Origin of the sequence: Aliiroseovarius sp. F20344, assembly GCF_023016155.1 — a bacterium.
GTDB lineage: Bacteria > Pseudomonadota > Alphaproteobacteria > Rhodobacterales > Rhodobacteraceae > Aliiroseovarius.
On the sequence record NZ_JALKBG010000006.1, the window covers coordinates 628,281 to 639,270 of the forward strand.

Here is a 10,990-nt window from a genome sequence, read left to right on the forward strand (position 1 = left end):
CACTCACCTACAGGTAGGGGCATAGATATGACTGGAAATAAATCGGTAGCGAAACAGAGTGGAGAGAAGTCGAAAACACTTGGTGTCACCATGTCGGGGTCGAGGGATAAGGGCTACAAGGTCGATTTGGCCCACAAGGATGCTCTGAAAGAAGTATTCGGGTCTGAGAATCCCGAAATGTCAGAGGCGCTCCTGAGCCACTGCCTGAAGGTTTTGAAAGGTGACGAGGCCAGCGATGAGTTTCCTGCCAATGACGAACGCGGATTTTTATTAGCAACGGTTGCTGAGATCAAACCACGGGATGCCTTCGAGCAAATGCTGTCCGTTCAGATGGCTGCAACACATGTGGCAATGATCCGGTCAGGTCGATGGTTGGCGAATGCAGAACGTTTGGACCAAGTGCAGAGCCACTATAACGGATACACCAGGCTTGCGCGCGCATACGTCGGCCAGATGGAGGCATTTCGTAAACACCGAAACGGCGGCAAGCAGACCGTCACTGTGCAGCATGTGAATGTGCAGGATGGAGGTCAGGCCATCGTTGGTAATGTGAGTGACCGGGGGAGGGGCGCAAATGAAAAGTGACGCCAACCCCATGCAAAGCGCACATGAAGCCCCAAGATGCGCTGCAAAATCAAAACGCACTGGTCTTCCGTGCAAGAACCCTGCGGTTGGTGGCTGGCGCGTATGCCGCATGCATGGTGCTGGAGGTGGGCACAGGGCGGGCAAGGCCAATCCAGCGTATCAACATGGTATGCGCACTCGGGAATGGTCGGACCTGCGAAGGGCACTAGCCGCGCTAGCAAGCGAAGGGAGCAATTAAGTCAGTTGCAACTCAAAGTTATCCTTACAGTGAATGCCCGCTATGAGCCCATATTGAACGATGCTGCAATGTGCGCTTACGTCCGCTTTGAGCGCGGAACGTAGGGCGCAATTCTTACTGATTGGCGGGCGTGAATTTGACGTAGGTTGCCCACGGATTCGCTGGTTGCAATCTCCATTCGACGAGCATCAGATTTTCCGCTGAATACCCCACACTTGACTGACGACTATTTCACCACATCAATCTTGCTACGATTAAGCGAAATCGCAATGGCGGCGATCAGCAACAGGCCAAGAGCAACCTGGCTCCAGGACGGCGGCACACCGGCGATCGTCAATCCGTTGCGGACAATGGTCAGGGTCAAAGCGCCAATGATCGTTTTGACAACGCTGCCATATCCGCCAGTCAGGGGTGTCCCCCCGAGCGCGACAGCAGCGATGGCGTCGAGTTCCATCATCATTCCCGCCTGCGGTGTGGCCGCCCCGGCGCGGGCAAGATTGACGCAGGCCGCGAGGCCCACCATCAGCCCGGCGGCTGCAAACACTTTAATTTTGAAGGTCGTAACGTTGATGCCCACGAGGCGCAGCACCTTCTCGTTGCCGCCAACGGCGCGCAGTTGCTGACCGAAAACGGTTTTCTCGTAGAACGCCCACATCAGAAGCGCGACAATCGCCGCGAGAATGAAGATTGCCGGGAACTTGCCCATCGACAACAACCAAGGTGCTGCGACCGACGAAATATTGCCCCCGGAAGCCCCGCTATCCGACGTGATATAGATCGATGTCCCATCAGACATGATGATGACCAGCGCGCGGACGATGATGAGCATGGCCAGCGTCGTGACAAAGGACGGGATCTTGAGAAGCGAGATGATACAGCCGTTGACCATGCCGACAAATCCACCGGCAAGTACACCGAGGATCAGACCCACGTCACCGAACCATAGCATCCCAAGAGCCCCAAGAAAGGCCGAAAAGGCAAGGCTTGAACCGATAGAGATATCGATCGAGCCGGTCGTGACGATCATCAATTGCGCAAAGGCCAACAGCAACAGAACCGGTGTTTGCTGGGCGATGAATGTCCAGTTGCGAACAGACATGAAACGGTCGCCCGAGATAGCCCAAAACATCAGGATCACCAACGCGATAGCAATGAAAGGCACATAGTCGCGCAACTTCTCGACCCTCTCTGGGGTCAGTAGTGGCCGGGCTGTTGTGGTATCTGACATGGCGTTTCTCCTCATTCGCCCAATGTGATGGCTTTGACGAGCCGGTCTGATGTGATTTCGTCGCGTTTGAATTCACGCGATGTGACACCGTGGTGGGTGACAATGATCCTGTCTGCCAGACGACGCACCTGATCAAGGTTGTGACTGATCAGGATAAATGACGTACCATGTTGATCACGGACATCCTCGACCAATCGCTCCACTTCTCCGGTTTCATTGGGACCTAGGGCTGCGGTTGGTTCATCAAGAATGACAATGTCGCTGCCCCAGGCGATGGCACGCCCGATTGCGATGCTTTGTTGTTGTCCACCTGACATCGAAGAAATCGGCTGAGACAGGTCCTGAACGGTGGTGACGTTGAGTTGCTTGAGCACCTCGCGGGTCTTCTTACGCATCTTTTTTTCGTCAACAAACAGTCCCCACTTTCGGGGAATACGCCCAAGAAACAGATTGTAGGGGGCGGTCATATTTGGGACCAGCGCAAGGTCTTGGTAGACGACTTCGATCCCGCAAGCCTGCATATGAGACACGCTGTGATCCGCCCGTGGAATCTCGACACCCTTGATGCAGATGCGCCCGCTATCTGGCACATGTGCGCCGGACACGATCTTGGCCAGAGTCGATTTTCCCGCCCCGTTTCCACCAACAATTGCAACAACTTCGCCACGATTAAGGTCAAATGACCCATCGCGCATGGCCTGCACGCCGCCAAAGGATTTCGTGACGTGTTCAACCGTCAATAGCGGCGCTGTGTCCAATCCATCCATTTCCAATTTCCCTGTCACTTCGTGTCATCGGTTGTTTTGTCTTGAGCTTCTCGAGCGGGGCCCAAATAGGTCTGTAAAAAAACGTCAAGAAACGTACCTTTGAGTACGGTGTCTTCGGTCAAACCGCTAAGTTCGATGTCAACAGAGCGGTACACGCTGGGAAGCACTGCCTTTTCCACTTGCGTCTTGATTGCGTTCAAAAACGGCTCACCCAGCAAGGCATATTCGTCGCCAATGACGATTAGATCCGGGTTCGCGAAATTGATGCAGTTGGTGATGCCCTGAGCCAGATAGCGCGCGACCTTGTTAACTTCTTCCGTCGCTACCGGGTCGCTATCTGCATAGGCCGCGACCACGTCCGAGAATGTGGCTTCTGTGGTTAAACGGGCCGTTGCTCGTTCACGAATGGCACGCAGTAGCGCAATTCGAGACGCGAATATCTCAAGGCAGCCGGTATTTCCGCATTTGCACTGCGGGCCATCGACTTTGATTGACATATGACCCATCTCACCCGCCAGGCCGAGCGCGCCTCGGTAAACTTCGCCGCCAACAACGAGGGCTGAGCCGATACCCTGACCGGCAGAGACATAAAGCAGGACTTTCGCCCCATTTTTGTGTGCGGTGTGGCGCCATTCGGTGAGCGCCGCAGCCTTTGCGTCGTGGGTGGAATGCAATGGAATGTTAGGGAAACGCGACCGAAGTTCTGGGATCAGGTCAAATCCCTGCCATTCGGGGCTTTCGGTAATCAGAATGACACGTTCATCGCGTTCAAGAAATGGCCCGGGTACCGCGATGCCAATCCCATCAATTTGCTTGAAGCCTGAGATCCGCCGCTCCATCGCTTGGACAATATTGGTGAATGTCTCGGCTGCGGATTGGCCTCTTGGAATTGGGAATTCTTCCGGCTCAAGGGGTTCTCCGCGCAGATTGAAGCCCGCGATTGAAAAGCTGCGTCTTTGCAGTCGTAAGCACAGGATATTCCGCCCGCTTGCGGAAAAATCGAGGTTGATCGACCGCCTGCCGCGCCCCCCTTTGACAAGACCCACCTCTTCAACAATCCCGTCGTCCAGCAGAGGGCCAATGGCGCGCGTGACTGTCGCTTGGTCAAGTCCTGACACCACGCTGATGTCTTTGCGCGAACATGTCCCGAGATCGTGAAGCGCTTTCAATATGACCTGTCGATTGTGGCCCTGCACGCCTTCAATCGACAATCCTTTTCGTGTCGCCCTCATTGCTCGCACCCTCCAAGTTGCTGATATTTCCAGCATAGTGCGATTTGCTTGCAAGCTACAATGAATTGATGGTCGGGGTCAGTCATCTGCGCGCTCGTAGAACAGGATGTCTTCGACCTGCCGTTCGTTTCTGATGATCCCGGCGTTTGGGATGTCGGTGCGATCGATCTTTTCAAGCGCTTCGCTTTGCGACCGCCCGCTTTTATGGTGCCGGTTCAAAAGTCTCTGGCGAAGGATCTCATCCGGTGTATCGACAAAGAGGGACAGGTTGAAAGCATCGCTTGCCGTACGCCAGGGTTCGGCATTGGAAAGCACGTAGTTTCCTTCAGTGACGTATACGTCCTCGGTCCCGGAAATACGGGTGCCTTCGGGGATGGGATCATGCCGTTGGCGCGAATACACCGGCCACCAGAAAGGGTCTCTTGCCGTCAGACGCTGGACCGCGGCGATAAAGGCGTCCGCATCGAACGTATCAATGCGGCCTTTCGCAGCGCGCAGGCCCTGGGCGTCCAGCTGTGCATTTGTCAGGTGAAATCCGTCCATGGGACAGAAGCATGTTTTTGTTCCGGCGGCGTTAAGATCGGCGACAAGACGCTCCGCCAGAGTGGATTTGCCGGTCGCAGGTGGCCCCGCGATCCCGATCAGGAAAGGTGCAGCGGCGCCTTCAACCCGATCCACGATGGTTTTCATCAACGCGTCGTATGAGTGAATGATCTCAGGCACGCATCCAGCTCCGAGTGCCGGCAAGTTCGCAAGACTTTGCTGCAATCCGGTTGGCGCTGCTCAAGGCCGCAACAAAGTCACCGGTTTCGGCGTATGCATGGCAAAACGCGCCGTGAAAGATATCACCGGCACCCAGCGTATCCACCGCAGCAACCGGCACCGCCGGAATTTCGCCGGATGAGTCGCCGTCCTGCCAAATCACGCCCTTTGCACCGCGTGTAATGGCCCAACGCGATAGCCCGAGATCATTGCACATCTCGGCGAACGCCTGCGGGCCGTCAGGCAAGAATACTTCTGAGACGACGGGCACATCGGCAAGCCGAAGGAAATCAGGCGACCAGTCTTTCCAGCTTCCCCCGTCCAGAATGACAGGACCGTCAAAGGCTCGGATGCTGTCGAAGTTCTGTTCGACGAAGGGGCGTTCATACTGATCCAGCTGGATCAAGTCGAAGCGGCCCGAGAACAAATTACGTCCATCTTTTAAGCGGCTGCAGTCATCCTGCGCATCGTTAACGATCATTCGCGTGCCGAGGCTGCGTGTCGAAACGACCGTCGACAGGGGGATCTGGAAGTTGGGGTCCTCACAAATGTCGCGCAGATCGACGCGATGATTGTTCAAGTCACCGGTCACAAAGTCCCGAACAAGCCCCTTTGCACCCATAGAAGTTGCCAAGGTCGCATCGCCGCCCATATGCGAGAACACAATCGCGGCGTTCAGTGACGACCCACCCGGTATCAGATCATTCGCCAACGCCTTGGTCTTGCCGTCCGGGCCGGGAAAATCCTCGACCAGCGCGATAACGTCTAGCACGGACCGACCTATGAAAAGCGCGCGGGTCAAGCCGCGGCAACACGCGGATCAAGCACGCCCTCCGCATAACGCTTGGCCATATCGGCCACCGAAATTGGCTCGATTTTGTGTGCCTGTCCGGCGGTACCAAAACGTTCAAACCGATCACGAACCAGTGTCTCAAGTTCCGCCATCGCCGCCAGAATGAAGGCGCGCGGATCAAAAGCTTGCGGGTTTTCAATCGCAAATCGGCGCATCGCCCCAGACATCGCCATCCGGCAATCCGTATCGATATTGACCTTGCGCACACCATGCCTGATGCCGCGCTCGATCTCTTCTACGGGCACACCCCATGTTTGTGGCATTTCGCCACCATGGGCGTTGATCACGTCCTGCAAATACTGGGGCACGGAACTGGACCCATGCATCACCAGATGCGTTTCAGGCAGGCGTTTGTGGATCGCCTCGATTTGGGTCATCGACAGGATGTCGCCATCAGGCGCGCGGGTGAATTTGTAAGCACCGTGCGACGTTCCACAGGCAATTGCCAGAGCGTCCACTTTAGTCGCCTTAACAAACGCAGCGGCCTCGTCGGGATCGGTCAATAGCTGATCACGGTCCATTTTTCCTTCCGCACCGGAACCATCTTCTTGGCCGGCTTCACCTGTCTCCAGAGAACCAAGCACGCCAAGCTCACCTTCAATTGACGCACCAATCCAGTGGGCTATCTGTGCTACACGCCCGGTGATATCGACGTTGTGTTCGTAGTCTGCCGGCGTCCTTCCGTCACCCATCAGAGACCCATCCATCATCGCCGAGGTAAACCCCGCACCGATGGCACTCACGCAGGCCTGTTCATTGTGGCCATGATCCTGGTGCAGGCAGATGGGATTGTCGGGGTACATCTCGGCCAGTGCCTCCACGATCCCGACAATCATCCTGTCGCCCGCATAGACGTTGCGCACATTCAGGCTGGCCTGAAGGATCACCGGCGCGTCACAGGCACGCGCAGCGTTCATGATCGCCAAACCATGCTCCATATTCGAAATGTTGAAAGCGGGCACGCCATAGGCATGTTCGGCAGCATGATCGAGCAGTTGTCGGAGAGTTATCAAGGGCATGTGTTTGGCTTTACTTTCGGAATTTCAGGTCATGGAATGTCGCAGAACCTTCCTGCACAAACAGACCCCAGGCGTCTGTGTTTGAGATGTCGTAGACACGGAACGAGGCGACAACCTGCCCGGCAACGAAACATTCAATAGCAGACCCGTTGCGGAGGATTTGCACGCGATAGCGTCCATCTTCGGGCGTAAAGGCCAATGGGCGATCCACCAGCGGGCTGTCGATTTCCTGACTGACTTCGATGCCGTGGCGTTCGTTCAGGACCAGGCTGTCCCATAGGGGGTCCATGGCGGCGGGCCAGCGATCAAAAACGACGCGTTCCTTCATCGGCTCAATGGCGAGGCTATAGCCGCTGTCGAGGTGGTCACCGCCGCGCGGTTCGATCAGAATGCCCACAGCTTCGGTGTTGGCGGTGGGTTCGATGACGACATCAAGCAGCACGTCATCCCGATCTGGACCATCCAGAAACGCATAGGCATAGCTGCCGGTGGCGTCGCACTGTGGGCTATCTCCGCCAACCCAATCGCCCAGCATGGGGCGAAGCAGGTGTACGACAGATGTGTTGTAACTGTCATCCACCTCTTGTGGCAGGTGGCTGACCAGTGTTCCGTCAGGCAGGGAGTGCAGTTCACGCGGGCTGCCGAGTTCTCCGCCCCAGACCCAGCTGCGCTTTGGACCGTGGTGTTTACGGAACGGAATCCAGGCAAAACTGAAACGTCTGTCGCCATCGCTGGCAGACTTGGCCGCATAGAAACGGCGCCCGTCAAGGCTATCTAACTTGCGACTTTCCCAAGGGCCTTCGGGTGACTTTGCCACCCGGTAAAGCGTCTGCATCCGCTCTGAGTAACGGCTCTCTACCAGATACCACCAATCCCCCAGCTGGAAGATTTCGGGGCATTCCGGGCAATGTGTCAACATGGAAGAGGCCAGCGGCGGACCAACTTCCCAGTTTTCCAAGTCCTCGGAGATAGCAACCGCAACGCAGCCGCGGCGAAACTGCGGACCCTCTTTCAAGCGCGCAGAAATCAGCATCTTGAAGCATCCGGCGTCTTCGTCTCGGTAGACGTAAGGGTCGCGCCAATCGACGGTTTCATACCAACGCGGATCAGGCGAAATAAGGGGGTTTCCCCCGGATTTGTCCCAGGTCTTCATATCGGTTGACGTCGCCTTGCAAATCGTTTGCGGTGAGGCGGACTGGCGATTGTAGCCGGTGTAAAAGAAGTGAAAGACGCCTTCATGCTCAATGACAGATCCAGTCCAGATGCCATCACCATCGCAATCCCCATGTGCACCGGGGCCAAACGCATCGGGCATAACTTTCCAGTTCACCAGGTCATCGGATTGCAAATAGGCCGTTGAGACCCGGGCGCGCTCCACATATTCCCATGCGCCGACGGGGGGCTGGGAAAAGAACAGGTGCCATTTTCCATCATGGTAAAAGGGCATGGTATCGCCAGCAGCGGCACCTCGTTCGGGAGCATAGCCGAATAGTCTCATCGTGGACCTCAAAGAATTGGTTGATTGGCTGGCACTCCCGACCACCGGGGCCGGGAGCACCTCGTGCATGGGAGATTATTGCACGTAATCCTGCCAGTTTGCCTGCCAGTCATTGATGAAGCCGGACAGATCAGCGTCTGGATTGTGAACCTTACTGAGGCTGCGCACGGTTTCGGGCGACAAGATACAGCCGTTCAGCAGGCCGTTTGCGTAAGTTTCAACATTGTCAGCCGTGACCGGGATGAGACCAACCTTTGGCTGCGTGTCTTCAATCGGGTGGCCATGCAGATAGTCATAAAGCTGGATCAAACCAAACCCACCAACCATCCAGTGACCACCGATCGAGAATTCAAGCTCGCCTTCGGCAATGAACTGAGCGACCTGTTCGTCGATGTCTGTGGTGATGACGGCAATATCGTCGCGTCCGGCCTGATCAATGGCAAATTTGCTGCCCAGACCGGCAACCGCACCGATCACGATAAACGCGTCTACTTCACCGGGGGCAAAGCGCGCGATATACTGTTCAGCATATTTCTGACCATTTTCACGGCTCAGCACATCCCATGCTTCGGCCACAACCTCGACGCCACCGGCTTCGAGTTCGCGTGCAACACCTTCCCAGATCTCGGTCGCAGAAATGTTGCCCTTCTGGGTCCAGATCATGGCGACCTTTTCGTAGCCGAGATCAACAGTCGCGCGCCCCATGGCCTCGCCCCAAGTGGCGTTGTTCTGGGTGACCTGCGCGATAAAGTCCTCGCCCTCATAGTCGTCGTCATAACTTGAAACGACGAGACGCCCGACTGCGATACCAGGAATGTCATTGTCTTCGAGCAGGCGTGCGACCTGAATACCAGCAGGTGCGGTCAGGGGGTTGAAGATCAGACCGTCCGGCTGGCTCGCCATGATGGATTCCGCCTGCGAGACGTGCTGTTCTTCAGAATTCTGGTCGTCAAACTCTTTCAGTTCGACACCAAGCGCGTCCGCAACGCAACGTTCAAACCGGTGACGATTGATCACCCAAGGGTTGGTTTCAGGTTGGCCAAGGTCCGCGATCACCAGATCAGTGCGCGCATGGCTATCTGCGATTGCCGCGCCAGCGAGTGGCAGCAAAGCAACCGTCGCAAGCAGGGTCTTTAGAAGGTTCTTAGTCATGTTCTCCTCCCTGGAGAGATTTCATTTTGTAAGGTAATGGTCGAATCAGCCTACTTAAATGCGTAACGCAATTAATTGCATCTCGCAATAAATGATTATTCACACCGCGATTCGGCGGTCGTCATAGCGGCCTTCGACCAAGCATCAGTGGCCAGTAAAGAAAATGTGGGAGCGCGAGGTAACTCCGCATTGCGGTTTTATCGACAGCAGCCATTGGTGCGAACGCAGCGAAAGCTCACTTTGTCCCGCATAGCAGGCCTTCAACACCAACGCAGCGATTGGCAGGTCTGAGCCCTAAGCTCTTGATGCTGCGCATTGCACGAAGGTCAGCTTCAGCTACAAGCCTATCCCGAACTTGTCTTCACAAAGCCACCTTCCATGCCAGCGAATAGTTATGAGCAGAACGCCGATCAGCTGCAGCCGATCGAGTGTTGGTCTGCTCGATGAAGCAGGATCCTAGCTTGTACATCACATGTCTTTAGCGGCTTTATCAAAGACGACGAGGACCTCGATTATCGCCTTCTCACAAATTAGTATTCCACCACTGCGCGGATGCTTTCGCCTTTGTGCATCAGCTCGAACCCTTCGTTGATCTGATCAAGGCTCAGCTTGTGGGTGATCATCGGGTCGATCTCGATCTTGCCGTCCATGTACCAGTCGACGATCTTTGGCACATCCGTGCGTCCCGAAGCGCCGCCGAAGGCTGTACCGCGCCAGACACGACCGGTGACCAGTTGGAAGGGGCGGGTCGAAATCTCGGCACCCGCGGGTGCAACACCGATGATGATAGATTCGCCCCAGCCCTTATGAGCGCATTCCAGCGCGTCGCGCATCACCTTCACATTGCCGGTCGCATCAAAGCTGTAATCCGCGCCACCGCCCGTCAGTTCAACCAGATGGGCCACCATGTCGCCATCCACCTTCGAGGGGTTCACGAAATCGGTCATGCCAAAGTGGCGCCCCATTTCTTCTTTGCTGTCATTCAGGTCCACACCCACGATCTGATCCGCACCGGCCATCCGCAGGCCCTGGATCACGTTCAGGCCAATGCCGCCCAGACCGAAGACCACAGCGGTCGACCCGATCTCAACCTTGGCGGTGTTGATCACCGCGCCAATGCCGGTTGTGACGCCACAGCCGATGTAGCAGATCTTATCAAACGGTGCGTCCTTGCGGACCTTAGCCAGCGCAATCTCGGGCACCACGGTGTGATTGGCGAAGGTCGAGCAGCCCATGTAGTGGTGGATCGGCGTGCCATCCAGCATCGAGAAACGGGTCGAGCCATCGGGCAGCAAGCCTGCACCCTGCGTTGACCGGATCGACTGGCAGAGGTTGGTTTTCGGGTTCAGGCAATAGTCGCATTCACGACATTCTGGGGTGTAGAGCGGGATCACGTGATCGCCGACTTCGAGTGAGGTCACACCTTCGCCCACTTCAATCACGACGCCTGCGCCTTCGTGGCCCAGAATGGCCGGGAAGATCCCCTCGGGATCGTCGCCAGAACGGGTGAATTCGTCGGTGTGACACAGGCCGGTGGCCTTGATCTCAACCAAAACCTCGCCGGCACGCGGGCCTTCAAGGTTCACTTCCATAATCTCAAGTGGTTTTCCGGCCTCTACGGCAACGGCGGCTCGCGTGCGCATGGGATTCCTCCTA

10 protein-coding genes are annotated in these 10,990 nt (G+C 56.2%); 1 reads left to right on the forward strand and 9 read right to left on the reverse strand.

Translation table 11 applies throughout. The features are described 5' to 3' along the window. Nucleotides 1–27: 27 nt before the first annotated feature. On the forward strand, nt 28–585 hold the full coding sequence (locus MWU55_RS08855) for a hypothetical protein (RefSeq protein WP_246935680.1): 558 nt from the start codon (nt 28–30) through the stop codon (nt 583–585). Between the two features lie 464 nt (nt 586–1,049). On the opposite strand, the gene MWU55_RS08860 is transcribed toward MWU55_RS08855, so the two are convergent. From MWU55_RS08860 to MWU55_RS08900, 9 genes are all read right to left on the reverse strand, one after another. Continuing rightward, the gene (locus MWU55_RS08860; protein ID WP_246935681.1) at nt 1,050–2,051 is read right to left on the reverse strand and encodes an ABC transporter permease; all 1,002 of its coding nucleotides are present in this window, start codon (nt 2,049–2,051) and stop codon (nt 1,050–1,052) included. Between the two features lie 11 nt (nt 2,052–2,062). Next, on the reverse strand, nt 2,063–2,818 hold the full coding sequence (locus MWU55_RS08865; RefSeq protein WP_246935682.1) for an ATP-binding cassette domain-containing protein: 756 nt from the start codon (nt 2,816–2,818) through the stop codon (nt 2,063–2,065). A gap of 14 nt (nt 2,819–2,832) precedes the next feature. After that, a complete protein-coding gene (locus MWU55_RS08870; RefSeq protein WP_246935683.1) occupies nt 2,833–4,050 on the reverse strand; it encodes an ROK family transcriptional regulator in 1,218 nt (405 codons plus the stop codon). Nucleotides 4,051–4,128: 78 nt separating this feature from the next. Continuing rightward, a complete protein-coding gene (locus MWU55_RS08875) occupies nt 4,129–4,773 on the reverse strand; it encodes an AAA family ATPase (protein ID WP_246935684.1) in 645 nt (214 codons plus the stop codon). Next, the gene (locus MWU55_RS16605) at nt 4,766–5,584 is read right to left on the reverse strand and encodes a PfkB family carbohydrate kinase (protein WP_246935685.1); all 819 of its coding nucleotides are present in this window, start codon (nt 5,582–5,584) and stop codon (nt 4,766–4,768) included. The genes MWU55_RS08875 and MWU55_RS16605 overlap by 8 nt, the downstream gene beginning before the upstream one ends. Nucleotides 5,585–5,610: 26 nt before the next feature. After that, nucleotides 5,611–6,684 (reverse strand): class II fructose-bisphosphate aldolase, encoded by a 1,074-nt coding sequence (gene fba, locus MWU55_RS08885; RefSeq protein ID WP_246935686.1) that lies wholly within the window; start codon nt 6,682–6,684, stop codon nt 5,611–5,613. Between the two features lie 10 nt (nt 6,685–6,694). Beyond that, nucleotides 6,695–8,182, reverse strand: a complete 1,488-nt coding sequence (locus MWU55_RS08890; RefSeq protein WP_246935687.1) for a family 43 glycosylhydrolase — start codon at nt 8,180–8,182, stop codon at nt 6,695–6,697. A gap of 75 nt (nt 8,183–8,257) precedes the next feature. Further along, nucleotides 8,258–9,334, reverse strand: coding sequence for a sugar ABC transporter substrate-binding protein (locus tag MWU55_RS08895; protein ID WP_246935688.1), 1,077 nt, complete (start codon nt 9,332–9,334; stop codon nt 8,258–8,260). 530 nt (nt 9,335–9,864) lie between these two features. After that, nucleotides 9,865–10,977 (reverse strand): S-(hydroxymethyl)glutathione dehydrogenase/class III alcohol dehydrogenase, encoded by a 1,113-nt coding sequence (locus MWU55_RS08900; RefSeq protein ID WP_246935717.1) that lies wholly within the window; start codon nt 10,975–10,977, stop codon nt 9,865–9,867. Between the last annotated feature and the right edge of the window lie 13 nt (nt 10,978–10,990).

Coding starts and splice junctions, on each gene's coding strand:
- MWU55_RS08870 (WP_246935683.1), bottom strand. CDS start 4,050: ATGAGGGCGACACGAAAAGGATTGTCGATTGAAGGCGTGCAGGGCCAC.
- MWU55_RS08895 (WP_246935688.1), bottom strand. CDS start 9,334: ATGACTAAGAACCTTCTAAAGACCCTGCTTGCGACGGTTGCTTTGCTG.
- MWU55_RS08860 (WP_246935681.1), bottom strand. CDS start 2,051: ATGTCAGATACCACAACAGCCCGGCCACTACTGACCCCAGAGAGGGTC.
- MWU55_RS08900 (WP_246935717.1), bottom strand. CDS start 10,977: ATGCGCACGCGAGCCGCCGTTGCCGTAGAGGCCGGAAAACCACTTGAG.
- MWU55_RS08865 (WP_246935682.1), bottom strand. CDS start 2,818: ATGGATGGATTGGACACAGCGCCGCTATTGACGGTTGAACACGTCACG.
- MWU55_RS08890 (WP_246935687.1), bottom strand. CDS start 8,182: ATGAGACTATTCGGCTATGCTCCCGAACGAGGTGCCGCTGCTGGCGAT.
- MWU55_RS08855 (WP_246935680.1), top strand. CDS start 28: ATGACTGGAAATAAATCGGTAGCGAAACAGAGTGGAGAGAAGTCGAAA.
- fba (WP_246935686.1), bottom strand. CDS start 6,684: ATGCCCTTGATAACTCTCCGACAACTGCTCGATCATGCTGCCGAACAT.